This is a genomic window from Rhodococcus sp. OK302, assembly GCF_002245895.1.
Lineage (GTDB): Bacteria > Actinomycetota > Actinomycetes > Mycobacteriales > Mycobacteriaceae > Rhodococcus_F.
The window spans coordinates 60,685-84,129 of record NZ_NPJZ01000002.1; the positions used below are offsets into that span (position 1 = coordinate 60,685).

Genomic DNA, 23,445 nt, shown 5'->3' on the forward strand with positions numbered 1-23,445 from the left:
GCCCGTCGAGAACCTCGTTCACGCGCTCGACCGCCTTTCAGTAGTGGAGACGACATCGGCCACGCTGCCTGGCGGTGTCGCCGGAAGTGTCGCGTGTCAGTCGGTCACGTTGTCCCCGAGGAACATCGAACGCTCGCAGAAGTCAGGTCTTCGAGCAGTCCGAGCAGGTTCGTGCCCGACGGTACTGCCGCTGTTCGGACCTGCGGTTCGGGTGTGCAGGTATTGGGCGAAGATCAGGTCGAACGAGTCATACGGGATGGACTTGCGCAGGTCGTGCCCGATGCCGCCGCGGTCAACCAGACCCTGCACGACGGCCAGGTCCGCTTCTTCGCCCCAGTATCCGAGCCCGCACCGGTCGAGATCGGATGAGGAAGGACTCGGCATTCTCGTCCGCTTGTCAGTCCTCCGACCACCCGCAGCGTGAGCGCCACCCTTGTCCAGGTCGGAATCGCGGCGTGACTGTCAGAGTGACGGAGCAAGTACGAGAAACCGGCGGTGAACGTGCTGCACGCCGAGGGCTTCGACCACCTAAGTGGGTTCCGTTTTTAGTCCTGTGGTTCTCCCCAACCAACGCCAGACTCATCGCGCTTTCGGGACCCAGCGCAATCCGGCGGGCCAGGCGCCGATGCTCGTCGTATTCGTCAGGGAGCATCGGCACCTGTTTTGAATCCGGTGAGTTCATTCACATGTTGGTGAGTTCATTCACATGTTGAGGGCGACTGTCGGGGGCGTTCTCGCAGCTCGTACTGCCGGGTAGAGGCCGGCGACGGCACCGACGACGAGGGTGGCACCCATACCGGCGGCGAGGGCGAGAGGTGGGATGACGGGGATCCAGCCGTTCATGACCGCTATCAAGGCGATGGCGGCGCTGCCCAAGGCAGCGCCGCCTACACCACCAAGTGCAGACAGGATGAGCGCTTCGGTCAGGAACTGTAGGCGGATGTGCGCGCGGGTTGCGCCGATAGCGCGGCGCAGACCAATCTCGCTGCGGCGTTCGAGTACGGAGATGATCATCGTGTTGGCCACACCAATGCCACCGACGATGAGGGCGATCGCCCCGAGCGCCAGCAGCAAGCCCGAAAAGGAGTCGGAGGCGGCGGTCGCTGCCGCCAGTGCGTCGGAAGGTCTCGAGACTACGATGCTGCTGGGTTGTTCGGGTTGCATTGTGGGGGCGATCTTTTGCCGTACCGCGGTCACCGTCTGATCGGTCGAGCGTTCGTAAACTCGCGTAGGTGCGGGGCTGTATCCGTAGACGGATTCAGCGACGGGTACTCCGATCAGAGCTGCGATGTCGAGTTCCGGGGCGAGCGATACCGGTTCCAAGATGCCGACGACGACGGCGTTGCGGTCACCTATCCAAACCAGCTGGTCGGGCTCGCGGATTCCAAGTCGCTCAGCGGCGGTTGCCCCGAGGACCGTTGCAGGCAAGGATGCTGTGGCGTCATTGAGCCATCGACCCTCACGAATGGTCGCTCCGACGACGGCTCGGAGGTTCAGCTCTGTGGCGGTGACGATCAACCCGCCTGTGCGTTCGCGATCGATCTCCGAATTGCGGTAGATATGTGTGTCTTTGAGGTTGGCGACGGACGTCGCCTCGAGCACGCCGGGGATGCGTTCGACTCTGGCGGATGCATTCGCAGGCAGCGGGGGTGGCGGTGTGCTGCCGGCGCTGGGGGCTTGGGCTGCGGTGAGGAGATTGGTTCCGAGTTCGGCGAGTTGGCTGTTCAGGCGCGCTTGGCTTGATGCGGAGGATCCAACGACGGCGATCATCGCTGCGATCCCGATGGCGATTCCTAGCGCTGACAACGCTGCTCGGGTCGGCCGGGCGCGTAGACCTGCCGATCCGAGATGGGCGAGGTCTCGGCTCCGTAGCCGTGAGGAGAGCTTCTCGGCATGTGGTGGCTGTGGGGAGATGGGTGACTGTGGGAGGACGGGAGGCTGTGGTGTCATGCGATTCGCGTTTCGGGGGATGCACTGTCGGAGATGACCCTTCCGTCGGAGATTGCTATCTGCCGGGGAAGACGGGCCGCGAGCGCGGGGTCGTGGGTGATGACGACGATGGTTGTGCCGCTTCGGTTGAGTTCGTGCAGCAACTGCACGATGCTCTCACCGGATGCACTGTCGAGGTTCCCTGTGGGTTCATCGGCGAGGAGGAGCGGGGGATCGCCGACGACGGCGCGGGCGATGGCGACCCGTTGCCGTTCGCCACCCGACATTTGGTTTGGGTGATGTTCTGTTCGGTGACCGAGACCGACTCGTTCGAGAGCTGCTCGTGCCCGGACCCGCCTTTCGCGCCGGGGAACGCCTAGATAAAGCAATCCGTCTGCCACGTTGTCGAGTGCCGTGACGCCGTCACTGAGATGGAATTGTTGGAACACGAAACCGATTTGGTGTGCGCGTAGGGCCGAGAGCTGTGCGTCGGACATGTTTCGTGCGTCGGTTCCGTCGATGTATGCGACACCGGAACTCGGCAGGTCGAGTGTGCCGATGACGTTCAGTAGCGTTGATTTACCTGACCCGCTCGATCCGACTACGGCGACAAACTCTCCGTAGTCGACTCGAAGATCCACGCCGGCAAGTGCACGGACCGGGGGCGACCCGTAGGTACGGGTGACCCCTACGAGGCGAATGATCTCCGTCATTTGATCTCCGTCATTGTCTCGGTACCACCACATTGGTTCCAGCGCTGATACCAGCTCCGGAGACTGCTACTCGACCCGAGGAGAACATGCCGAGCGTAACCGGGATCTTGGCCGTTCCCTCTCCTGTCGGAACTTCGACGGCGAATGAGTCCGGTCCTGTCGCGACGAGGGCGTCGACGGGAACGGTCAGCACTCCTCGGTCGGTGGAGGCCGGGAACCGGACTGTCACACCCGCCCGTACGTATTGACTGGAGGCGGCGTGGTCGGTGAGGTCGACGGCGACGGGGACGCCAACGGCGGGAGCAGTATTCGCATCCGATGAAGGCTTCACTGTCGGTGAACCGACAGCGAGGACTGTGCCGGGTGTCTTCTTGCCATCGGGAAGGATGACGGTGACGGTTGCACCGGTTTTAGTGAGATTTTGGTCGGAGAGCTTCAGCTCGACGGTGACGACCTTGAATGTCGAGGTCGCTTTGAGGATCTCCGTGCCGGTGTCGACACGTGCGCCGAGCCTGACCGACAAGGTTCCCACTCGCAGGTCGACGGGAGAGAAGAGGACCGAGGTATGAGCCAGAATACCTGTGGGTTCGAGGTCGAGGCTCTTCTGCCAGGCTCGGATGGCGTCTGCCGTCTTTGTCGTGAATTGCGTATCGACCGCGCCCTCGAACAGCCCGAAGGCAGCGAGATTCTCTTCGAGTTGGCGTACGTCATCGCCGTTGGTCATACCCAACTCGAAGGTACGCCACGAAGGCGTGCCACCGAGTAGGAGTATCACTGGGCGGGCATCGATCCAATACAGCGCCATGCCTGGCCGGACGACCTTCTCTGGCGCTGGAAGCCCTGTGACGGTGCCGGCTGGCCCCGAGAGCACAGGCTGTTCATCGGCGTACTGCAGAGTTCCGTTGGCGGCTACCTCTTGTACGAGATCGCCGGCGGTTACCGGCACCGTGGTTAAAGTCGAAGGGGCCGCTCTCTCTTCCTGAACGGGAGTCCACGAGAAGTACCCGATCCCGGCCGCAACAGAAGCCGCAACCACGACCACCGACACAACGACGACACGGCGACGACGCGACTTGCCACGAGATTTGCCGACCTCCGGCGACGGATCGGTCGGGCCAGATTCGCTCGTGGACTCCGAATCGAGGTTTGGGTGATGGACTGTATCTTGTGATTTCATCCCGTATTTTCCTTGCAGGGAGTGGTGTCTGCTTCGCAGATCGGCTCGCCGGAGTACTAGGTAGCTCCCGGGCCGTATGGTGGGCACTGCTAGTTGGTGGGAAAGTCCTTGAAGCAATCTTCGACCTGTTCCGATGGGACCTCGGCGGGGAGGAAGATGGGTGTTTCGAGGGTCGGATCGGGGAAGTCGAAACCCCTCTCCCGGATACAGGCGGCCGCTTTCAATCCGAGTTGGAGCTGCTCGGTATCGCTGAGTGAAGACTCCTGCACGGGTGGATTACCGAGCTGCCGCATACAGGTGGGGGCGGCCTCGATGATCTCTGGACTCGATTCCGTGATCCCTTGTCCCGGTGCAGGATCCTTCACATCGAAGCCCGCATCGCGCAGGCACTTGGCCAACTGCAAGTCGTACTCGTCGCGCGTAGTGGCAGTGCTCGCTCCGGACACTTTGGATGACTCAATCGACGAAGGCTCTGCACCTGAGCAGGCCGACGCCATGACTGTGAGCAAGGGAATCGCGAGTAGCGCGACGGAGAACTTTCGCCGGAACCGATGCGGGGTAGTGGAGTACATGATGTTCCTTTCCCGGGCCGCGGCCCGATGTCGATACCTAATCAACCAGCGTCGTTGTTGCCGCGATGTTAAGGAACCGCATACATAAACGAAACAGTCCCGTGAAGCGAGTGGGTCGTACCGGGTCCTGAGCGCATAACCAACTGGAGGAAGTACGCGACAACCTCGCCACCACGCCGATGGACTTGACCCGTAAGAGGTTTTCGATATACAGACGATATGTTCCGTCTCGTAGTATCGGGAGCATGCGTGTGCTGATCGTCGAGGACGAGCCGTTCATGGCGGAAGCGATCCGTGACGGCCTCCGTCTGGAGGCAATCGCAGCAGACATCGCCGGTGACGGCGCCGCCGCTTTAGAACTGCTGCGCGTCAACTCCTACGACATCGCCATCCTTGATCGCGACATCCCCGGCCCTTCCGGCGACGAAGTGGCCAGACACATCGTTGCGTCCGGCAGCGGGATGCCGATCCTCATGCTCACCGCCGCCGATCGTCTCCACGACAAGGCCTCCGGATTCGAACTCGGCGCGGATGACTACCTCACGAAGCCCTTCGAACTCAAAGAACTCGTGCTCCGGCTTCGTGCCCTCTACCGCAGGCGCGTGCATCACAGACCGCCTGTGCGAGAAATCGCAGGCCTGCGGCTGGACCCGTTCCGCCGCGAGCTCTACCGCAACGGCCGGTACATCGCGCTCACCCGCAAGCAGTTCGCAGTGCTCGAAGTCCTCATGGCCGCCCAAGGCGGCGTCGTCAGTGCCGAACAGCTCCTTGAACAGGCCTGGGATGAGAACGCAGACCCGTTCACCAACGCCCCTCGCATCACCATCTCAGCATTGCGCAAGCGACTCGGCGAACCCTGGGTCATCGCCACAGTGCAGGGAGTCGGGTACCGCATCGACGCCACGGCTGACAGCGAAGATGAGGAACGCAATCGTGGATAGAGCGCCCGGGTTAACTGTCCGCCTCAAACTCACCCTCAGCTACGTCGGGTTCCTCATGCTCGCAGGGATCATGTTGCTCACAGCGGTGTGGGTATTCCTCCTGCGATACGTCCCCGACAGCACGATCAAATCCATCGACGGATTCGTCCCCAACCGCTCCGACCTCCTGCGTGCCTTCGTCCCAGTAGCTGCCGAAGTGCTGCTCTTTCTTCTGATATTCGGTCTACTGGGAGGGTGGATCCTCGCCGGACGCATGCTCACACCTCTAACCCGAATCACGAGCACCATACGAGTCGCCGCCAATGGGACACTCTCACACCGCATTCGGTTGGAAGGCAGGCAAGACGAGTTTCGCGAACTCGCTGACGCCGTCGACACCATGCTCGATCGCCTCGAAGCTCATGTGGCCGAACAGCGGAGATTCGCAGCCAACGCCTCCCACGAACTACGCACGCCGTTAGCGATCTCACAGACGATGCTGGACGTGGCTCGCAGCGACCCGAACGGAGACACATCCGAACTCATCGTGCGTCTGCAGGACATGAACACCCGAGCGATTGACCTCACCGAAGCCCTCCTCCTGCTCAGCCATGCCGACCAGCAATCCTTCGCCAAAGAGCCAGTCGACCTGTCCCTCCTTGCTGAAGAAACCACCGAAACGCTGCTTCCTCTCGCAGAAGAGCGCAGGCTCTCCATTGACGTCTCCGGCGACATCACCCCAGTGGTCGGCTCACCCGCGCTTCTGTTGCAGATGACCATGAACCTCGTGCAGAACGCGATTGTCCACAACCTCCCCACCGGAGGGAGGGTTTGGATACGCACCACCGTCGGCCCCAAATCCGCCATGCTCACCATCGAGAACACTGGTGAGGAACTCACCCCGCGGCTAGCCTCGACACTCACCGAACCATTCCAGCGCGGCACCAAACGCACACGTATCAACGAACACTCCGGTGTCGGCCTCGGACTGGCTATCGTCAACAGCATCACACAGGCGCACGACGGAACACTCACCATCACCCCACGACAATCCGGTGGACTCCGCATCACCGTGGTGCTGCCCACCACACCGCCTGTTCATAGGTAGCTACGGGTCTATCGTGATATTGACGTGGGGAAATCCGAACATCATGCCGTCGGCCTCGATACCTGCGGGACCCGTCTATACGACAAAGCGCTACCCAACGACGAAGCACGGTTGCGAGCGGTGTTCGACCAACTCGCAGGACGATAGAGCCGCCCCCGAGTATCTTCCCGGGCTCGCCTCCATTGCCGTTGCAGAGTCACGAAAAAGCTTCCTGTAGACGACATCCGAGAGTCGCCTCTTCAAGCAGCGCAACGCTTCCATGTGGCTCTTTCCGGCGGCTCGTTTCCGTTGGTAATACGCGCGTCCGGGCGTATCTCGACCGATCTGGGTGATGGCCATGGTATGCAGAACACAGTTCAGTTGCCGGTCTCCGGCCCGCGAGAGTCGGTGACGGACAACGTCACCGGAGGAATCCTCGATTGGCGCGGTACCGGTGTAGCTGGCGAACGCGGCAGCCGAGCGGAACCGGTGAATCGAGCCAACCCGGCCGAGGATTTTGCCTGCGTTCAGAACCCCGAGCCGCACAGCTCGGTCAGTGAGCTGCCGGACTCGACGACGGCTGCTTCGACATCGCCGACGGCCTTTGCTATCCGCCGATCCAGTTGCCGCACCTCGGCGACCAGATCGACTGCGAGGCCGCGCATCGTCTTGCCGGCAAGATCGCGGGGGGCGAACCCGGCACAGCATCTCGGCGGCACCATCGGCGCTCAAACCTCGGGGAGCGCCCGCAGGGATCAAATGGGTGAGCACGACATGGAGCCGGTTGACCGTCTGAGCAATAGGACTCGGAGACCTGCATGTCGGGCCTCAGGAGTGCCTCTGGGTCTGCGCCTGCGGACTGCACCCGAAAGAAACTCATGTAGAGCACTTACAGGCGAAGTGTAGAGCGGTCTACAGATCAGCCTCACTCGACTGAACGAGGCACTTACCCGCCGGGACTTGCCATCACCCCAGGTCAGACCCACCAAAACAGCCATGCAAGCAACTATGCACGCACCACTGCACGCAGAAAAACACGCAACCATGCATGCAACCACCAAAACTGCCGGCGACCTGGTCCCGGCCGCAAAGTGCCAGCGACCTGATGCCGTCCGTAGCTGGCGTCTACTGCACCAGAAACGATCTTGGTCTCAACAGGTCAAGATCCGCCCTGCGACAATGACGACCTCACCACCAGCCGAGGAGATTTCCACCGATGACCGCCACCACCGCCCGCACCTACACCTCGAATGTCGTCGTCCGGTGGTCCGATATGGACATCTTCAAACACGTCAACCACGCCCGCATGGTCACGCTCCTCGAGGAAGCCCGCATCGATTCTTTGCTCTCTGCCGGCCCCGACATCGCGAACCTCTTCGGGACATCCGTCGTGGCCGGAATCGAAGTCCGGTACCGCACCCCACTCACACACTCCGACAGCCCACTCGCCGTCACGATGTGGATCGAGAAGCTCCGCGCCGTCGATGTCACCCTCCGCTACGAGGTGCGCTCGGCACACGCCGCACCGGACTCGAAGCCTGCGGTCACCGCCACCACCCAGCTCGCGTTCGCCGACCCCGAAGCCGGAACGCTGCGTCGCCTCTCCGCCGAGGAACGGACCGCCCTCGCAGCGTGGACCACTGCGGGCTGACCTCAGAGCGTCACGCGCCGAGAGGAAGTGGAGGGGTCTACAGATCGGTTTCGCTTCGTATGAGGCATGAGAACGGGCGGGACGTGTCATCACCCCAGGTCAAGAACACAAACCCCCTCTTGTGCGCAACCATGCGCGCACCACTGCACGTACCCGTGCGCGCAACCAGAGCTAGCCGGCCGACTACTGCCCAGCGCCGACGAAGTGCCACCTGCGTTGAAGTGCGGAACCATCCACCTGTACGAAAACTGCCGACGAACACCTCACCGATCAACGTGAGGGCGGCACGGCATCTCAACCCCTGACCAGTAGCGATGACACGTCCCCTCGCCATAGTTTGGCGTCATGTTGCGGCTCTCGGGAGAGCGCTGACGGGCGGAATAACCCCGGGCCGGCGTTCGTTGTAGAGGCTGTCGGTGTTCGGTTTCTTTGCCCCGGGTACCACCCCAGAAATGCCGCTTCGAGCGGCCACTTGCCGAGAGGCGCAAGACGGGCACCGACCCTTTTGAAGCCGCTGGACATCTTTTCGGTGCCGGCGGCTTCTTTCGTGTGTGGAAAGGATCGGTCAGTGACGGCCTGGGAGGTCGACTGGTGGATGTGCAGTATTCGAAACGTGCGGTATTCCCCAGCAGACTAGGCGGCTGATCGGGAAATCACTCATCGAACACAAAAGTGGCGCCGCCCCCTTCTGGCAGCTCGTGAACGATCACCTCATTGCCGATACCCGTCACAACGGACACGAAAGTGACAGCCTGCCTGTCGATCCCGAGGAACCAACTGATCGCGACACCCTGCTGACGGGGTACTCGACGGAAGACCGATTCGCCCCCTTCGATAACCGATCCCGGATGCAACGAGCGGGCTGTGTCGATCACGTTCGCCGCACGACATCGAGGTCGATCAGGTCATCGTCCGGTCCGATCTGTGACGGCTGAAAACTCGTCACAGCGAACGGTAAACGGATCATTATCGGCTCGGGTGCGAGAACCTGCACCGGGTTGTCACTGAAGTCGATGTCCCAGACGAGGGCGCCATCCTCGATAGTCGGGAGCAGACCGGAATGTTCGATACCCGACTCGACACTGATACGTACCGAATCGACGTACTCCGCTAACGACCCCGACTCCGGATCGCATTCATCCGCGCCCTCCGCACCGAACTCGCGGACGCAACCTTGCCGCTGCCCACCGCGGGTGTCGACGCACAACAGATCACCGCATAAGTGCTCCGCGATCGGAATGTATTCACTCAGAAACATGTGCGCGATTTCTCCGGCAGGCTGCTGCCGCGCGATACTCCCCCACTCATCGCCGAGGTATTCGGTGTCATGGAGGTTATCTCGCAAGTATCGGTGCCGTGCGACAACCTCGTCGAGACAGAGCAGCTCGAAGCTCGGGAACACAGTGCCGACGAAGTCTTCTCCGCCAGTCGGTCGTTTCTGGCCGTCGTGAAGGGAGAAGAACTCTCGAATCTCCGCGGTCCACGGCGCCGTAGCGCGTTCGGCGTCTTCTCTCTCGGAGAGGGGCCGGGGCGGACGCACCGCGCCTGCCGTGATCGGCGCCTTCTGGTGAAGAACCTGCATGTACCGCAGCCATGCGTCAGTGAGAGTCATTGTCTGAATGTAACCGGCAGGTCAGGGCGTCGAGCCTTTCAACCCGCACCACCCCAGGTTGCATCTCGAAATTCATCAGCGCTCCAACCTTCGGCCTTCGCCGACCCGCGCAGTATTCCTAGCTTGCTTCGTCAGGGACTCCTGACGCCGGATGCGGCAGCTGCTTACGCCTGAGTGACGCGATGATGATGAGGCATACACCGAAGGCGACGGCACCAACAGCGGCGCCCGCGGACGGCAACAGCACCGCCGCATTCGCGACATCGTAAATCGGTGGCGCACCGTAGACCTCCTCACGTGGAAGGCCCGTTGGCCCGAAGTCCCTGAATGAAGGGTCGACAATCATCCTGACATGCAGTTCGGGAGGATCACGCCTGGAACGCCAAGCTAAAACGGCTCCCACGATGCCCCCGACAAAATGGGGGCCGCCACGAGATGACCAGGCTTGAGTGACCGTGCGAAATGGCGGCTGATCAAGCAACCGAGAATCGTGACGGTTGCACCAATCAATACTGCGAGAACCGTTGTTAGCGAACTGATCCGCCACCAATCAGGACCCGAGACGTATTGCATGTAGTCGTAGGTGCGGAAGTACCCGATATCGTCCGGATCACCGGGTGGTGGCGGGTCAGCATCTATCAGTTGGCGCGGCACCGCGTACCGCCACACGAGCGCGACGGCAAGACCCGCAACCGCGGACGCGATAGATGCGACCAGAACCCAACGCCGCAGGTCCGGTGGGCGTCTGACGAAGATTGACATACAGACAGTGTCGTTGATCGCGCCCGACCACGACGCCGACAGGCCACAGCCCGGCGCGGCACTCCTCTCGTCGTCAGCACGAACAGGTGTCGCTGTGCCCCGTGAGGATTCGGCAGGTGAGGTCGAGTTGTCCGGAAACTGGCGTCAGCGAGGGTTGGCGACTGAAACGCTTCGCCGTGGAGGTTGATTCGCTGGATCGGTGGGCGCTGGCGACCGTGTGGTGGTTGCGCATCGAAAGACCCTGCGCGATGTCAGGATTCACGCGCGATGGCTATCACTAGGGCGATCGGCTGGTGTACGACGTGCAGCACTCGAAGTGGTGCCGCCACCATGCCCGCTATTGCGGATGCGATCAGGATTGGTCCACCGCGCACGCCGAGATGCCACAGCCTCGATGCCCGGGACCGGGTTCGGTTAGAGGTCCCGGCACCGGTGGTCTAGGCTGATCATCGTTTCTATCTGCTCGTGACGGGGGAAATACGTGTTCGGCTTCTATGTGGCGGCGCTGTTCGTCAGCGGAATCGTCGTGATCGCTGTGGCGCTGGTGACCTCCGAACTGCACCCCGGCCGCCGCGTTGTCAACGGTCTCATCGGCACCGCGTTCCTGGGCTACGGCATCTACCTGGCCGTGTTCTTCCACAGTGGCCATTACCGAATGTTCCTCTGGGCCTTCATCCTCCCGTTCATCTTGCTGGCCGAAGCGATGCGCACCGTCAAGGTCCCCGCGCCCGGGCGGTCCGCGGCGCGTCGCCCGGGCATTCCCCGCCGCCACCCAGCCCCGGCACCGGCTCCGGCTCGTACCGCCGCCACCCGCGAACGCATGGCCGCGGCCAAGTCTGCCCAACTCGAGGCCCTTCGCGCCAAGCATGCCGCCAAGAGCGAAGAGCTCGACGATCGCGGGCCGTCTACGCCTGCCTGACGAGAGGCATAGCGGCGGCAACGAAACCATCAATGGTTTGCTCCGCCAACATCTTCCCCGCCACCTCGACCTACCGCGCGGTCCGACGCACATACTTTGACGAACTTCGGAGACTCGCCCGAGACCCGTCAAAGTAGCGGGGCGTCTCTCGCTAATCTGCGCTGCATCTCGACACTTACCGAACTCAGGATTCCTGCGGCAACGGCAACCACAACATACGACCTATGTTGCATCCGTATCGAACAATGGCACCTTGACTGGCGGACGTGCAATATTCGAAACGTGCCGTATTCCGGCCGGAAATGGACACATCCTCCGTGCGTACTTCGCCGCTGGTGCCGATGCCGTCGAGACCAACACCTTCGGTTGCAACCTGCCCAACCTCGCCGACTACGACATCTCTCACCGGATCCTCAATCATGGACTGAGCCACCAAGACCAAGGATGGACTAGATTCGTCCACGCCCGGGAGGATCTATTCTTCGGCCGCGATCTACCGGTTCGCCTGGATGCAAACTCTGTTGGAGTTCTTCAACCGCTGCGCTGTCCAGATCGGCGTGAATCGTCCCTGCCGCCCAGTCCCACAGCTGGGTCGACCAGACATAATGGGGCACACCCCATTTCGGCTCCCACCCTTCGGTGCTGCGCGGGCGGCGGGAGAGCATTGCTGCACTGTTGGATGCATCGAAGCCTCCGGAATCCGTTGCACGAATATCCTCCGGGATGAAATCGATGGGCACGCGCACCCTCAAAGGGGCATCCGCCACGTTCTCCTCGAACCACTGCACCTGCTGACGTTGCTTGGCTCGATGCTCGTCGCGAATCAACTGCTGATACTCCTCGGACGTGTAGGCCGGGCCGTCCCAAACGAACAACCTCTCATCCAAGGGTTCGCCGACAATGACGTCGATGAACTGTGAGCCCTCCCCGACCTCCTCGACGCGGTAGCCGAGCATCTGGCCAGACTCGGTATCGACCCAGATCCGGAGCGGGTACGGCTTTCCTTCAGGTGGCGCGAGTTGCACGGTCCAACAATTCCGCCCAACGAACTCGGCGACCTCCACCTCCCCGGCCGGCTGAGCGAAGTCGTCACCGGCCCATTCGGCCGCGTTTCGTCGTCTGAGCAGGAACTGGCTGGGACCGAGATAAATGACGCGATCAGGAGAGCCGACCCGAGGTCGATCGGAGCGGCCGGTGAAGTCCCATGCCCGAACACCATCACTGATGAAAACAGGTTTTTCGTCGATGTTCTCGACCCGAACCTTGTCGCCTTGCCGCCAGACCCGGCATCCATGACCCGGTACCACCATCATCGGAGGTTGCCCGCTGTAGGCGAATCCACCGCTGAACGACTCGGGAGCGCCCTCGACACGAACCTCGTGAATCGTCCCTCGGAGGGGAAGGTCAGGGCCGGTAGTCAGCGCCGTGAGGACTTCGATCCAGGCTGTCATAGCCGCAGCCTAGCGGTTACTGGTCGCACCGAAGCACTGACGATCGGACAGCTGGCCAGCGCGTACCGCAACCTGAGCCGGCGCGCCGACCGAACGGCGGTCGCCAGAGCATCGGCCTGACCGCGCCGGTGCTGGAGTCCTGGCTGCAAACTTACGTGCGGGTGCGGAACGTCTGCGCGCACCACGGCCGGCTGTGGAACGTCGGCCTCGGCGTCTACCCGGCGATCCCGAACTCACCTACGGTCTCCTGGTTAGACGGTGCGGACGCTCTACCGGAGCGGTCGAGGAAGCGCCTCTACCTTGTGCTGGTGTCGCTGCAATCCGTGCTCGACTCCGTGTCCCCACGCAGCAGTTGGGCCCGGCGGCTCCACGAGCTGCTCACCACCCGCCCACCGATGAACCTGGCCGGGATGGGTGTCCCGCAGGGTTGGGCCGGCGACGACTTCTGGAGCCGACACATCAGCTAAGGCCGGGCATCACACATTGCCGCCCGGTTGCGGAAGTCCACTCGTTCGCAGTTGCCGGGTGCACATATTGCCCACCAAACGATCAACCAAAGTTACTGAAACACAACAATATTCAAACACCCGAAAATCAGCTTCCGTGCGCCCTCCGCACACCTGCCGGCGGCAGTAAGCGTTTCGCGTTATGCCCGCGCCCGCATCAATGTCGCGGCACCGTTCTTGACCTGGCTCACCGAACATGATCTCGGCCTGTCCTGCACCCACCAAGCTGATGTCGATCGCTCGCTCGGCGACGGGACAACCACCCGGCAGTGGCTGCGGGACTTCCTACTCTGTGCGAACTCCCAACACCTCGCCGCCGACCTGCACGTACCCGGCCTCGGACGTGAAGGGTTGCCGCAACACCTCTCGGGATTCTCTGCACTAGTCAAGACGAGAGCGGCGTCTAGTGCACTTTGTTCCTTCGTGCTCGGGGAGTGCACGTGGCCCCGCCGTTAAGATTGCCCGGGACCAGGGCAGCGTCCTTGGAGAACATCAAGTCCAGCTACTCCACCAAGCTGTCCCGGCTGTTGCTACGAACGCGCCTTTGCCGGTTCGGTCAGGGGACCGTCCAGGCGCCACCACCGGGCTGAATCATCCCGGGCTGAACCATCACTGCCGGGTAATCCGGCGGCCCGGTCGGCACCGTGACGGTAGCGAGCACGATGCCGGACCCTGTTTGGGCTTCGACGCTCGGATAGCCGAGGTACGCGATGCTAGCCGCGCCGGTCGAGATGTTTCGCCAATGAATGAAGACGTTGCAATAGCCGCCACCGGTGAATCGGGTGATGCCCGGCGTCGCCAGATCGGTACTGGCGGTCACGTACATGACGCACACGGAGGGGAGTCCGGTCGCAGAGACCGAGGCCCCGACAAGGGGAACGGGGAAAACGGTGTCGGTCGGTGCCGCGACTGCAGGTTGTGCCCCGAAGAGCAGCGCGACCCCGATTCCGGCGACGATCGATGCTCGACGTAAGCCGTGGTGTGGTCTCATCGCATACCCCTGTCTTTGGGACGGGATACCCGCATTTCGTGCAGTTACCAGACAGGGTTGTTGGTGGCTCGAACTACAACCCTCAGGTCCTCAGACCGAGGGGCAGTCCTGATACTTCTGTAGGCCGTCAGAGGCTCGAGAGTGTCCCAATCCAGCGCGACGTTCCAGATGTAGCGGCCGGACATCCGCAGATCAACCGCCGAAACCGCTGCCAACTCATCGATCACTCGAATGAACTCTTCTTTTCCCTCCGGACACCATTCCTCGAACATGGGCGGCTTGCGGACGTTCGCCCGGTACATCTCCATGTCGACCTGCGAGTTATACAGGATCGCCTCCCCGTGATCGTCGGCCTCGAGGTCATGCAGAAGCTCCGCAAACAGAGGCAGATCCAGCCGACGCGCAACAGTTCGCTGGCCGTTCGAAACCTCGAAACACACCATCGGAGTCCGAGGACTCTACGAAGCTGACGAAGTCCATGTTCGCTCATACAGCTGTTCTGTGGATCGGCGGATGTTCAGTTAAGACGAGTTCGATCACAGCCCACAGGTCGTCGGAGATCGTGTGCGCGCCACACACACGTTCTACGGGACCGGGAAGGTGCCGAGACCCGGGTTGATCAGTATCTGGTACCCGTCAACAGGAGGATATGCGCCGATGTCCGCGACCGCGGCGATCGTGCCACTGCCAGTGGCCACCGTCGCGGGGGCGTATCGGCACCAATCCTCCGGTGCGGCGGGTCGACTGTGGTCGGGCCGCACGACTGGGAGCGTGGTGGTGCCGGCGGCGCCGGTAGTCAGGTTTCGCCAGTTCACCGACACGGCGACACAGTAGGTCGAGTTCGTCGCTGAACGCTGCGCCGCGAAGGTCACTACGCCCGCTGCGCCCGTCGTTGCTGACGGCGTCACGGTCGACAGCGGCGGCGGGTAGTCGCAGGCCAATGCGGTCAGTAACAGGCACCCTGCGACGAACCGCACGGGGACCTGGAACGCCGTGGTCGTCGCTGTCTCGATCGGTGGTGGCCCCGCTATCGCGGTGGCAGACGAGCAGAGCGGGATCGCGAGGAGCGCCACGGATGCCGCAGCCTGGGCGGCGAAGGAACGACGAATTGCTGCACGACGCATGGCGTTAGCCTCTCGTGTTGGGTCAGCTTTCCTGCTGCCAAAATGTGGGGTTAGGGGACCGGGAAGGTGCCGAGACCCGGGTTGACCAGAATCTGGTACAGGTCGGGACGGAGGGCCTCGCCGATCGCGGCGATCGCGGCGATCGTGCCACTGCCGGTGACCGCTGTCGCGGGGGTGTATTGGCACCGGTCTTCCGGTGCCGGTCGGGTGTAGTCGGCCGTCTGTCGAAGGATCATGGTGCCGACTGCGCCGGTTGTCAGGTTTCGCCAGTTCACCGACACATCGAGGCAGCTGAAGATGCCGACCCAGGTCGATGTCGGATGCTCCGCCGCAAAGGTCACCGCGCCCGGTTCGCCAGGCGTCGCCGTCGGCGTGACGGTCGTCAGCGGCGGCGGGCTGAAGCACATGAACAAGTTGCTCCGGCATCCTGCGACGTACCGCACCGGGACTTGAAATGCCGTGGTCGTCGCTGCCTGGATCGGTGGCGGGTTGGCGGTGGCGGTGGCGGTGGCCGAGCAGAGTGGGAGGGCGAGGATGGTCATGGATGCCGCTGCCCGCGCTACGAAGGAACGGCGAATTGCTGCACGACGCATGGCGTTAGCCTCTCGCGTTGGATCTATCCCGACCCTGATGCTGTGTCACGCTACTCGCTTGGTGGCGCGCGGACCTGGCAATTTTCGGCGATCCGGAAAGCACAGACGAGCTTCGGCGAGCGCCGGTCCGAGTTCCTGTACCCCGATCCCACGCGCGCCGCAGCCGCAGGCAACCCAACACGCCCAACGTTCCGGACGGAAAGCACGAGGGGGACATGCCATCCCCGCAGATCACCACCACAAATACCGCTGCTGCCACCACCCTCCCCTCGACCTGACCCGACGGCGCCCGCTCGCACCTCGTGCAGGATCGCAAACAGAACCCAACTGGAGAACCCAACTGGACGAACAGGACACCCCATGCGACTGATCACCCGCGCCGCGCTCATTGCGGCAGCGTCGATTCCACTGGCCATCCTCGCCCCGGCGCTGGCCTCTGCTGCCGCAGCCGACGACGTCGCCTTCGCCTACGCGGATCGACTGTCGTCACCGTCGCACCCACATCACCCTTCGGCAGCTGATACCCAGCCCGCCACCCGATCCACACACCGAAGGCCCGCATCCAATCGTGGTGCGGGCCTTCGGCGTCGAGAACCACCGGTCAACGTGGGGCGTCGACAAGGTCGGCGGCGGCCAGTCCGTGGACGGCGTGGGCGTCGGACGCGATCTCGATGCCGCCGGGGTCGACGAGAGTGCCGAGCAGGACAACCTCGGTGGCTGCGTCGAAACCGCTGACCTCGATCACGGCGGAATCGAGGTCAGCGGTTTCGGTATTAATCCGCGCAGGGACGCATACGTACCTCGATTCGGTCGGCGAGGCCCAGGAATTGGTCGATGAGGCGGTCTCGGATCTCGCCGACCGGGCTGCCGACATCAATCTTGCGAATTGCTCTCCGAGACTGGCGTTTTCGCCTCGTGACTGGACGACGACGGGTCCGATTTCCTCCAGCTCCGCATGTCTCCACGACACCGACAGAGGACACACCACCGTTGGTGTTCACGATCCGGTTTCCCGACAGCCCAGGCAGTGAGGTGGATTCACGTTTCCATTCAACAGCCTCGCCGCTATCCCCGATCCGATCATGACGGATGGGCCACCTAAGACAGCAGAAAGGCCCCCGATTCTGAACTGGTCCCCGGAAGTTGGACTGGTGGAATAGGAGTCTAGGCGGCGAGGGTCTGGGTTCGGTATTGCACCGGGCTCAGGCCCTCGAGCTTTGTGGAGATGCGTTCGTGGTTGTACCAGTGGATGTACTCGTCCAGCGCCGTAGCCAGCGCATCGATATTGAGATATCGGACGTGGTGAAAGACCTCCTCTTTGAGGTGGCCGAAGAAATTCTCGATTACAGCGTTGTCGAAGCAGTTGCCCTTCCTCGACATCGACTGGGTCGCACCGGAATCGGCGAGCAGACGCCGCCAGGACAGGTTCTGGTATTGAAATCCCTGGTCCGAGTGCACCATTGGCGTTTGCCCGTCACCGAGGGATGCGATCGCGGCACGCAGGGAACTGTTGGTCAGCTGCAGGTTCGGTGACGTGCCGACCGAGTAGGAGATGATCTGCCGGTCAAATAGGTCCATCACGGGCGAGAGATACAGCTTCTGATCACCGACACGGAATTCGGTCACATCGGTGACCCACTTCTGATTCGGCGCGCTGGCGGAGAAGTCGCGATCGAGCACATTCGGTGCGACCTTGCCGACCTCGGTTCGGTAGGAGTTGTACTTCTTCTTCCGCCGCACGCGACAGACCAGCCCGAGCGCACGCATGAGCTTGAGCACGGTCTTCTTCGCTACCTGCCACCCTGCGTGAACCAGCACAAGGTGGATGCGGCGATGCCCGTAGCGGCCGTGGTTGCTTTCGAACGCCGCTGTGATCGCGGTCTTCAGTTCGGCATGCGAATCTGGATTGCTCAGCCGGGCTTGGTGATAGAAGAATGTCGACCGGGCAAGCCCGGAAACCTCGAGCAGCATGTCGAGGCGGTATTGAGCCTTGAGGGAGACGACGGCACGAACCTTCACCGTCGTTCCTGTGCCCTCAAGGCACGCAGTTTTCCCAGATAGGCGACCTCCGCCCGCAATCGCTCGTTCTCCGCTCGCAGCTGCTCCAACTCACTGCGCTGACCGGTCTCGGATTCGGCGGGTCCCGGTGGGCGACCTCTCCGTTTAGAACGTAAGCCGTCCTCGCCCTCGTCGCGATATTTCCGCAACCACACGTCGATCGCTTTTGGCGAGGACAAACCGAATTCCTTGGCGAGCTCGACCTTCGTCTCGCCAGCAAGGAAACGCTGCACCACATCAAGTTTCAACTCGAATGAGATCGGCTGTCCGCCCCGTTTCGTCACCAGCGCCCCACTTCCGCGAACCCTCCACCTCTCGTGCAACTGTTTGACGGGCCACCATTTGGCACCCAGCTGCCTCGCGACCCCGCGATAGCCCTCGCCGGTCTCGAACAACGCTACCGCTGTGGCTCGCTGATTTTCGGTCAGTGAACTTCGTTTATACATAGAACTGCTCCTCGGACGTTGGCACTGAATTTCTCAGTCCAACTTCCGGGGAGCAGTTCAATCACGGCGAGGGCCTTTCCAAGCAGACGCACACCATCTTCCGACATGCGCCTCATCACCACTCCTAGCAGCGACCTCCCCTGAGAACGAACACGATCACTGCGACCAGATCAGCCTCACTCGCCTGAACGAGGCACTTACCCGCCGGGACGTGCCATCACCCCAGGTCAGACCCACCAAAACAGCCATGCAAGCAACTATGCACGCACCACTGCACGCAGAAAAAACACGCAACCACGCACGCAACCACCGAAACTGCTGGCGACCTGGTCCCGGCCGCAAAGCGCCGGCGACCCGATGCCGTCCGCAGCTGGCGTCTACTCCACCAGAAACGATCTTGGTCTCAACAGGTCAAGACCCGCCCTGCGACAATGACGACTTCACCACCAGCCGAGGAGATTTCCACCGCTGACCGCCACCACCGCCCGCACCTACACCTCACACGTCGTCGTCCGGTGGTCCGACATGGACATCTTCAAACACGTCAACCACGCCCGCATGGTGACACTCCTCGAGGAAGCCCGCATCGACTCGCTGATCTCCGCCGGCCCCGACATCGCGAATCTCTTCGGGACGTCCGTCGTGGCCGGGATCGAAGTGCGGTACCGCACCCCACTCACACACTCCGACAGCCCACTCGCCGTCACGATGTGGATCGAGAAGCTCCGCGCTGTCGATGTCACCCTCCGCTACGAGGTGCGCTCCGCACACGCCGCGGCGGACTCGAAGCCTGCGGTCACCGCCACCACCCAACTCGCGTTCGCCGACCCCGAAGCCGGCACACTACGTCGCCTCTCCGCCGACGAGCGGGCCGCGCTCGCAGCGTGGACCACCGCAGACTGGCCCCAGAGCAGCACGCGCCGCGCAGAAGTGCGGAGGGGTCTACAGATCGGTTTCGCTTCGCATGCGACATGAGGCACGGGCGGGACGTGTAATCACCCCAGTTCAAGACAAAAACTCCCTCTTGCACGCAGCCATGAGCGAAATGCGCACGGGGGTACTACGACATCGAGATACGGCGAGTTCTGTGCTCCACCAATGCCATCGAGTCCTTGAATGCCCGGTACCGGCGCGCTGTCAAGGTTCGTGGACATTTCCCCACGGAGGCCGCCGCGCTGAAGTGCCTCTATTTGGTGACGCGTTCGCTGGACCCGACAGGGAAGGGCCAGGCACGATGGATCATGCGGTGGCAGCCTGCTCTGAATGCGTTTGCGATCACGTTCGCCGATCGTTGGCCTGGGTCGGAAACTTACTTGATGGAAACCGATCGAAACACCGTTATCGAGACAACGGTGTTTCGGCAGGCGCGACGAGTCGGGGCGAGGAGACCAGGCGTGGTGACATGTTCTCGACGAGGATCGCTTGGTCGTCGTTGACAAACGAAAGCGGATAATCGGCTTCGTAGCTTTCCTTGATTTGAGCGATAAGTTCGGGCGGATAGGGCGGCAGCGCACCGTCAGCGTGAGGAATGACGACTGTGTCGATGAGGCAAAGTCCGCTGCGGTCGGCGAGGTCTGGCGCGTCGGCGAGGTCTGGCGCGTCGGCGAGGTTGTCCATGAATGAGACCGGTTCGATGCTAGGGCCAGTGATGACCGATCCCGCGCTTGACCCGATATAGGGAAGCCCGGCTCGAACTTTCTCGACGACGACGGCGGCGGCCCCATGCCGGCGTAGCGCAGCAAGGAGCACGAAAGTGTTGCCACCGGCCACGTAGAGGACATCAAGGTCGTCGAGGGCGGCAACAAACTCGTCGACCTGGTCGTAGTCGCCAGCAGTGATGTCAGTCAGTGTGTATCCCAGGTTCGCGAGTTGCTCACGCTCGGCGGCCACAAACGCTTCGCCTGCGTACGGGCGTGCGGCGTCGTTGAGATAGCCGACGAGAACCTCACCGGTCGGTCGTTTCACGTTCGCGGACACGAAGTCGGGTACGGCACCGATACCGAGGGAGAGCAGAAGCAGATGCATGTCGTAATCCTTAGGAATTGAAGTAGCCACACTACGACTCGCAGCGTGGCCGTCGAGACAAAGCGATTTCACTGGTCGACGGGTGCAACCCTGAGTCGGTTCCCATCCAGGTCGGCAGCCACGAATGTCAGGCCGAAGACATCCTCGGATGGTTCCTCCACCATCTCGACCCCCTTACCCAGCCATTCATCGTAGATCTCGCGGATCTTCGGGCTTCCGCCTTCGACCAGGAGCCCGACCTCAAACGCCGGGACCGGCGGCGTTCCGGCCGTTCGGGCCTTTCCCCCCCACAGAGCGAGGACAACCCCACCCAACTCGAAGGTCGCGTAGCGGTGACTGAGCATCTGGGCTTGTATGCCGAACAGCTCGCCGTAGAACGCCGCCGCTGAGGCGGCGTCGCTGACATAGATCAAGAACTGATTAGGGAGACGCACGCGACGCCTTTCACTCGGGAGATGTAGCTGCTGCCGCGCACGTTCCACCAGAGCCGACCCGGGTGAACACGAGTCGATCGGTCGGGCCGAGGCTGCACAACAACGCTAGCTCCGGGGCAAGCGATAAGTCCAAGTAATGTTTGTTCTCATCTCTAGAACGATCAGTTATGGAACTGCACCAACTGCTACGCTCCCGAAACGGTCGGCCGTCGATGTAGGCCTGCCCGCTCGTGGGGTGATCAAGACCTATCAGCATCCGGACGTCCCCAACGAGGCCGCACCACGACGCAATTCCGGGCGTTGGCTGCGCTGCTCGGCGACGTGACCGATGACGTGGGAATCGACTGGCCGGAAACCACGAAGCTGCGCCCGTCATCGTTGCGCTCGAGGAAGATCGAACCGTAGGAGTCGAGCATTTCGTGAGCCGACATGGATTCGATGCTAATATCCGGCAGCGATTAGGCAAGTGAAGCGCACAGCTCGCGTGTTCCAGCCAAACATTTTGCGTGGGTTATTCAGAGGCTGCAGACAGAAATTCGCTTCTTTCGGGAAGCATTGCTGCAGTAAACCATTGGCGATACCTGCTGGAGGCTCTTTGCCTCGCGGCGGCTTCACATTGACAAATGCGAATCGGCCATGCGCGAAGGCTCCGGCCCGTCGCCTAGGGTGGAAGTTGAGACAAACCCATGGAGGTCTGTCAACGGCATCTGAATTTTGGTTCTGGCCCAATTTCCGTGACGGCTCCACCTTCGCGCCGCGTGTCGTTCCGCTAGGACTTGGATCGTGCGGGAGATGATCGTTCTAGTGTTCTGAGAACTGTTGCGACCTGCGCGTACTTCTTCCGCACTTGTCGGGGGTCAACATCGATTCGGTCGATGCGGACGCAGGTGGAGTCCGTATTCGTGCGTCGCCGTTGTCGACGTCGGCGAGCTGTCCGGCGTGTGGTGTTTCCTCGAAACGGGTCCACAGTCGGTATGAACGCATGCTCGCCGATACGGCGATAGCTGGCCGATCGAGCTACGTCGTTTTGCAGGTGCGTCGGTTTCTGTGCTCGGACAGTGGCTGTGACCGACGCACATTTGTCGAGCAGATCGACGGACTGACCAAGGCTTACGCACGGACCACGCCGCTGCTGCGCGAAATCTTGGAGCAGATCGCGCTGGCGTTGGCGGGGCGAGCAGGATCGAGGTTGACGTCTGCGTTGGGGATAGATGTCGGACGTTCCACCCTGTTGCGCCTGGTCCGAGCATTACCTGACCCTCAGACAAGAGTGGTCACTGTGCTCGGTATCGACGATTTCGCGCTGCGGAGACGACATCGGTACGGCACGATCCTGATCGACATGGAAACGCATCGCCCGGTCGATGTTCTCGCCGACCGGAAAGCCGGCACCGTCGCCGAATGGCTGCGGGCGCACCCAGGACCCGAGGTGATCTGCCGCGACCGCGCTGGCGCATATGCCGAAGCAGCCCGCGCCGGAGCATCGGAGGCGATCGAGGTTGCAGACCGCTGGCATCTGTGGCACAACCTTGCCGAGGCGGTGGAGAAAACCGTTGCGGCCCATCATCATTGCCTACGAAAGGCAGAGTCAGAAATTGAACCTTCGATCGAACGCACCACGTCAGAACTCCTGAGGCGGGCCGCCGACCAGGTACACGCCACTCGCCAGGAGAGTTCGGCGCTCACCGCGCGGACGAAACGGCGATTCGAGGCGGTCACAAATCTCAAGAACGAAGGCATGGGAATCAGAGCGATCGCCCGCCACTTCGGGCTGGCACGGGAGACCGTCCGCCGTTTTTACCGCGCGAGCAGTGTCGACGAGTTGTTGGGTGCGCCGCGGGCGGGCCGGCCCACCATGTTGGACGAGTTCGCCGTTCACCTGCATGACCGCTTCAACGATGGATACACCTCCGCTGCTGCACTTTACGAAGAACTTCAAGCATTGGGATATCGCGGCAGCTACAGCTCCGTCCGCGACTACTTGAGACCGCTGCGTTCAATCGGCGCTGCGCCGGCCAGAGAACAGGTCCCGAAGGTCCGGCGGATCACCTCCTGGATGTTGCGTCATCCCGATAACCTCACCGACGATGAGCAGATCGGACTCAAACAGATCCTCGCCAGCTGTCCACACATCGAAGCCACCGCAGGGCATGTCACTTCGTTCGCGGAGATGCTCACCGAACGCCTTGGTGCACAATTGAACTCTTGGATGTCTGCCGTCTCGGCAGATGATCTTCCGCACTTGCATCGCTTCGTTCGAGGACTAGAAACCGACCACGCAGCCGTCCGAAACGGGCTGACTCTGCCCTATAGTTCCGGCGCTGTCGAAGGGCACGTAAACCGGATCAAGATGCTGAAACGGCAAATGTACGGACGTGCTGGATTCGACTTGCTCCGCAAACGAATACTCCTCAGCAACTGACACATTCAAAATCGATCACGGAAAGTGGGCCAGAACCACTTTTCAGCCGTCGT

28 protein-coding genes and 4 pseudogenes are annotated in these 23,445 nt (G+C 62.0%); 11 read left to right on the plus strand and 21 right to left on the minus strand.

The features are described from left to right. Positions 1-96: 96 nt before the first annotated feature. From BDB13_RS32635 to BDB13_RS27740, 5 genes are all read right to left on the minus strand, one after another. Positions 97-384 (minus strand): hypothetical protein, encoded by a 288-nt coding sequence (locus BDB13_RS32635; RefSeq protein ID WP_217902175.1) that lies wholly within the window; start codon positions 382-384, stop codon positions 97-99. Between the two features lie 318 nt (positions 385-702). Next, positions 703-1,950: an ABC transporter permease gene (locus BDB13_RS27725; protein WP_094275294.1), complete on the minus strand. Its 1,248-nt coding sequence runs from the start codon at positions 1,948-1,950 to the stop codon at positions 703-705. Beyond that, positions 1,947-2,642 (minus strand): ABC transporter ATP-binding protein, encoded by a 696-nt coding sequence (locus BDB13_RS27730; RefSeq protein ID WP_094275295.1) that lies wholly within the window; start codon positions 2,640-2,642, stop codon positions 1,947-1,949. The genes BDB13_RS27725 and BDB13_RS27730 overlap by 4 nt, the downstream gene beginning before the upstream one ends. 10 nt (positions 2,643-2,652) lie before the next feature. After that, complete coding sequence (locus BDB13_RS27735) at positions 2,653-3,819, minus strand: efflux RND transporter periplasmic adaptor subunit (RefSeq protein WP_094275296.1); 1,167 nt, start codon at positions 3,817-3,819, stop codon at positions 2,653-2,655. 89 nt (positions 3,820-3,908) lie between these two features. Next, positions 3,909-4,391, minus strand: coding sequence for a hypothetical protein (locus BDB13_RS27740; RefSeq protein WP_094275297.1), 483 nt, complete (start codon positions 4,389-4,391; stop codon positions 3,909-3,911). 245 nt (positions 4,392-4,636) lie between these two features. Between BDB13_RS27740 and BDB13_RS27745 the strand changes: the two genes are divergently transcribed. The 3 genes and pseudogenes from BDB13_RS27745 to BDB13_RS32640 form a co-directional block, all read left to right on the plus strand. After that, a complete protein-coding gene (locus BDB13_RS27745) occupies positions 4,637-5,332 on the plus strand; it encodes a response regulator transcription factor (protein WP_094275298.1) in 696 nt (231 codons plus the stop codon). Further along, positions 5,325-6,419 (plus strand): sensor histidine kinase, encoded by a 1,095-nt coding sequence (locus BDB13_RS27750; RefSeq protein WP_094275299.1) that lies wholly within the window; start codon positions 5,325-5,327, stop codon positions 6,417-6,419. Before BDB13_RS27745 ends, BDB13_RS27750 begins: the two co-directional genes overlap by 8 nt. A gap of 18 nt (positions 6,420-6,437) precedes the next feature. Next, positions 6,438-6,554 (plus strand): annotated as a pseudogene (locus BDB13_RS32640) (IS110 family transposase); the annotation flags it as partial. On the opposite strand, the gene BDB13_RS33190 reads toward BDB13_RS32640, so the two are convergent. Beyond that, a complete protein-coding gene (locus BDB13_RS33190; RefSeq protein ID WP_254923083.1) occupies positions 6,510-6,944 on the minus strand; it encodes a transposase in 435 nt (144 codons plus the stop codon). The pseudogene BDB13_RS32640 and the gene BDB13_RS33190 overlap by 45 nt on opposite strands. Then, positions 6,926-7,120: a hypothetical protein gene (locus tag BDB13_RS33195; protein WP_254923084.1), complete on the minus strand. Its 195-nt coding sequence runs from the start codon at positions 7,118-7,120 to the stop codon at positions 6,926-6,928. Before BDB13_RS33195 ends, BDB13_RS33190 begins: the two co-directional genes overlap by 19 nt. 494 nt (positions 7,121-7,614) lie before the next feature. Between BDB13_RS33195 and BDB13_RS27760 the strand changes: the two genes are divergently transcribed. Next, a complete protein-coding gene (locus BDB13_RS27760) occupies positions 7,615-8,049 on the plus strand; it encodes an acyl-CoA thioesterase (RefSeq protein ID WP_094275300.1) in 435 nt (144 codons plus the stop codon). 653 nt (positions 8,050-8,702) lie between these two features. On the opposite strand, the gene BDB13_RS27765 is transcribed toward BDB13_RS27760, so the two are convergent. The 3 genes from BDB13_RS27765 to BDB13_RS27780 all read right to left on the minus strand — a co-directional run bounded on the left by BDB13_RS27765 (position 8,703) and on the right by BDB13_RS27780 (position 10,423). After that, positions 8,703-8,924, minus strand: coding sequence for a hypothetical protein (locus BDB13_RS27765; protein WP_094275301.1), 222 nt, complete (start codon positions 8,922-8,924; stop codon positions 8,703-8,705). Next, positions 8,921-9,661 (minus strand): SMI1/KNR4 family protein, encoded by a 741-nt coding sequence (locus tag BDB13_RS27770; protein WP_094275302.1) that lies wholly within the window; start codon positions 9,659-9,661, stop codon positions 8,921-8,923. Before BDB13_RS27770 ends, BDB13_RS27765 begins: the two co-directional genes overlap by 4 nt. 387 nt (positions 9,662-10,048) lie before the next feature. After that, entirely contained in the window at positions 10,049-10,423 is a 375-nt protein-coding gene (locus BDB13_RS27780; RefSeq protein ID WP_094275304.1) for a hypothetical protein, read from the minus strand. A 481-nt stretch (positions 10,424-10,904) separates the two neighbouring features. On the opposite strand from BDB13_RS27780, the gene BDB13_RS27790 reads away from it, so the two are divergent. Both BDB13_RS27790 and BDB13_RS33655 read left to right on the plus strand, forming a co-directional pair. Next, a complete protein-coding gene (locus tag BDB13_RS27790) occupies positions 10,905-11,342 on the plus strand; it encodes a hypothetical protein (RefSeq protein WP_094275306.1) in 438 nt (145 codons plus the stop codon). A gap of 310 nt (positions 11,343-11,652) precedes the next feature. Next, a pseudogene (locus tag BDB13_RS33655) lies at positions 11,653-11,754 on the plus strand (homocysteine S-methyltransferase family protein); the annotation flags it as partial. Positions 11,755-11,791: 37 nt separating this feature from the next. On the opposite strand, the gene BDB13_RS32335 reads toward BDB13_RS33655, so the two are convergent. Beyond that, positions 11,792-12,793, minus strand: coding sequence for a LolA family protein (locus BDB13_RS32335; RefSeq protein ID WP_176459752.1), 1,002 nt, complete (start codon positions 12,791-12,793; stop codon positions 11,792-11,794). 116 nt (positions 12,794-12,909) lie between these two features. Between BDB13_RS32335 and BDB13_RS33855 the strand changes: the two are divergent. Together BDB13_RS33855 and BDB13_RS33200 are read left to right on the plus strand one after the other, a co-directional pair. Further along, positions 12,910-12,981 (plus strand): annotated as a pseudogene (locus tag BDB13_RS33855) (hypothetical protein); the annotation flags it as partial. Between the two features lie 120 nt (positions 12,982-13,101). Continuing rightward, complete coding sequence (locus tag BDB13_RS33200) at positions 13,102-13,260, plus strand: hypothetical protein (protein WP_254923085.1); 159 nt, start codon at positions 13,102-13,104, stop codon at positions 13,258-13,260. A gap of 595 nt (positions 13,261-13,855) precedes the next feature. On the opposite strand, the gene BDB13_RS27805 is transcribed toward BDB13_RS33200, so the two are convergent. The 7 genes from BDB13_RS27805 to BDB13_RS33210 all read right to left on the minus strand — a co-directional run bounded on the left by BDB13_RS27805 (position 13,856) and on the right by BDB13_RS33210 (position 18,511). Then, positions 13,856-14,290 carry a hypothetical protein gene (locus BDB13_RS27805; RefSeq protein WP_094275308.1) on the minus strand — a complete coding sequence of 145 codons (435 nt, stop codon included), beginning with the start codon at positions 14,288-14,290 and terminating at the stop codon, positions 13,856-13,858. Between the two features lie 44 nt (positions 14,291-14,334). Continuing rightward, positions 14,335-14,733: a hypothetical protein gene (locus BDB13_RS27810; protein WP_094275309.1), complete on the minus strand. Its 399-nt coding sequence runs from the start codon at positions 14,731-14,733 to the stop codon at positions 14,335-14,337. Positions 14,734-14,874: 141 nt separating this feature from the next. Beyond that, positions 14,875-15,414 (minus strand): hypothetical protein, encoded by a 540-nt coding sequence (locus BDB13_RS27815; RefSeq protein ID WP_094275310.1) that lies wholly within the window; start codon positions 15,412-15,414, stop codon positions 14,875-14,877. 50 nt (positions 15,415-15,464) lie between these two features. Then, positions 15,465-16,007 (minus strand): hypothetical protein, encoded by a 543-nt coding sequence (locus BDB13_RS27820; protein ID WP_094275311.1) that lies wholly within the window; start codon positions 16,005-16,007, stop codon positions 15,465-15,467. Between the two features lie 601 nt (positions 16,008-16,608). Further along, positions 16,609-16,752 (minus strand): hypothetical protein, encoded by a 144-nt coding sequence (locus BDB13_RS32340; RefSeq protein ID WP_176459764.1) that lies wholly within the window; start codon positions 16,750-16,752, stop codon positions 16,609-16,611. A gap of 419 nt (positions 16,753-17,171) precedes the next feature. Beyond that, on the minus strand, positions 17,172-18,026 hold the full coding sequence (locus BDB13_RS33205) for an IS3 family transposase (RefSeq protein WP_254923086.1): 855 nt from the start codon (positions 18,024-18,026) through the stop codon (positions 17,172-17,174). After that, on the minus strand, positions 18,023-18,511 hold the full coding sequence (locus BDB13_RS33210; protein WP_254923087.1) for a helix-turn-helix domain-containing protein: 489 nt from the start codon (positions 18,509-18,511) through the stop codon (positions 18,023-18,025). Before BDB13_RS33210 ends, BDB13_RS33205 begins: the two co-directional genes overlap by 4 nt. 468 nt (positions 18,512-18,979) lie before the next feature. Between BDB13_RS33210 and BDB13_RS27835 the strand changes: the two genes are divergently transcribed. Next, entirely contained in the window at positions 18,980-19,486 is a 507-nt protein-coding gene (locus BDB13_RS27835; RefSeq protein WP_369597487.1) for an acyl-CoA thioesterase, read from the plus strand. Between the two features lie 86 nt (positions 19,487-19,572). Continuing rightward, positions 19,573-19,821: pseudogene (locus BDB13_RS27840) on the plus strand (transposase); the annotation flags it as partial. Positions 19,822-19,849: 28 nt separating this feature from the next. Here the strand turns inward: BDB13_RS27840 and BDB13_RS27845 are convergent. The 3 genes from BDB13_RS27845 to BDB13_RS27855 form a co-directional block, all read right to left on the minus strand. After that, on the minus strand, positions 19,850-20,536 hold the full coding sequence (locus tag BDB13_RS27845) for a Type 1 glutamine amidotransferase-like domain-containing protein (RefSeq protein WP_094275314.1): 687 nt from the start codon (positions 20,534-20,536) through the stop codon (positions 19,850-19,852). A 68-nt stretch (positions 20,537-20,604) separates the two neighbouring features. Next, positions 20,605-20,970, minus strand: coding sequence for a VOC family protein (locus BDB13_RS27850; protein ID WP_094275892.1), 366 nt, complete (start codon positions 20,968-20,970; stop codon positions 20,605-20,607). A gap of 239 nt (positions 20,971-21,209) precedes the next feature. After that, positions 21,210-21,401, minus strand: a complete 192-nt coding sequence (locus tag BDB13_RS27855; RefSeq protein WP_094275315.1) for a hypothetical protein — start codon at positions 21,399-21,401, stop codon at positions 21,210-21,212. A gap of 416 nt (positions 21,402-21,817) precedes the next feature. Between BDB13_RS27855 and BDB13_RS27860 the strand changes: the two genes are divergently transcribed. Further along, the gene (locus BDB13_RS27860; protein WP_094275316.1) at positions 21,818-23,392 is read left to right on the plus strand and encodes an ISL3 family transposase; all 1,575 of its coding nucleotides are present in this window, start codon (positions 21,818-21,820) and stop codon (positions 23,390-23,392) included. Positions 23,393-23,445 lie beyond the last annotated feature (53 nt).

Excerpts from the sequence above, each read along its gene's own strand:
- BDB13_RS33195 (WP_254923084.1), bottom strand. The coding sequence starts at position 7,120 with ATGGTGCCGCCGAGATGCTGTGCCGGGTTCGCCCCCCGCGATCTTGCC.
- BDB13_RS27780 (WP_094275304.1), bottom strand. The coding sequence starts at position 10,423 with ATGTCAATCTTCGTCAGACGCCCACCGGACCTGCGGCGTTGGGTTCTG.
- BDB13_RS27815 (WP_094275310.1), bottom strand. The coding sequence starts at position 15,414 with ATGCGTCGTGCAGCAATTCGTCGTTCCTTCGCCGCCCAGGCTGCGGCA.
- BDB13_RS27730 (WP_094275295.1), bottom strand. The coding sequence starts at position 2,642 with ATGACGGAGATCATTCGCCTCGTAGGGGTCACCCGTACCTACGGGTCG.
- BDB13_RS32635 (WP_217902175.1), bottom strand. The coding sequence starts at position 384 with ATGCCGAGTCCTTCCTCATCCGATCTCGACCGGTGCGGGCTCGGATAC.
- BDB13_RS27740 (WP_094275297.1), bottom strand. The coding sequence starts at position 4,391 with ATGTACTCCACTACCCCGCATCGGTTCCGGCGAAAGTTCTCCGTCGCG.
- BDB13_RS27770 (WP_094275302.1), bottom strand. The coding sequence starts at position 9,661 with ATGACTCTCACTGACGCATGGCTGCGGTACATGCAGGTTCTTCACCAG.
- BDB13_RS27735 (WP_094275296.1), bottom strand. The coding sequence starts at position 3,819 with ATGAAATCACAAGATACAGTCCATCACCCAAACCTCGATTCGGAGTCC.
- BDB13_RS32335 (WP_176459752.1), bottom strand. The coding sequence starts at position 12,793 with ATGACAGCCTGGATCGAAGTCCTCACGGCGCTGACTACCGGCCCTGAC.
- BDB13_RS27805 (WP_094275308.1), bottom strand. The coding sequence starts at position 14,290 with ATGAGACCACACCACGGCTTACGTCGAGCATCGATCGTCGCCGGAATC.
- BDB13_RS33210 (WP_254923087.1), bottom strand. The coding sequence starts at position 18,511 with ATGTATAAACGAAGTTCACTGACCGAAAATCAGCGAGCCACAGCGGTA.
- BDB13_RS27725 (WP_094275294.1), bottom strand. The coding sequence starts at position 1,950 with ATGACACCACAGCCTCCCGTCCTCCCACAGTCACCCATCTCCCCACAG.
- BDB13_RS27810 (WP_094275309.1), bottom strand. The coding sequence starts at position 14,733 with ATGGTGTGTTTCGAGGTTTCGAACGGCCAGCGAACTGTTGCGCGTCGG.
- BDB13_RS27760 (WP_094275300.1), top strand. The coding sequence starts at position 7,615 with ATGACCGCCACCACCGCCCGCACCTACACCTCGAATGTCGTCGTCCGG.
- BDB13_RS27855 (WP_094275315.1), bottom strand. The coding sequence starts at position 21,401 with ATGTCGGCTCACGAAATGCTCGACTCCTACGGTTCGATCTTCCTCGAG.
- BDB13_RS27745 (WP_094275298.1), top strand. The coding sequence starts at position 4,637 with ATGCGTGTGCTGATCGTCGAGGACGAGCCGTTCATGGCGGAAGCGATC.
- BDB13_RS27820 (WP_094275311.1), bottom strand. The coding sequence starts at position 16,007 with ATGCGTCGTGCAGCAATTCGCCGTTCCTTCGTAGCGCGGGCAGCGGCA.
- BDB13_RS27845 (WP_094275314.1), bottom strand. The coding sequence starts at position 20,536 with ATGCATCTGCTTCTGCTCTCCCTCGGTATCGGTGCCGTACCCGACTTC.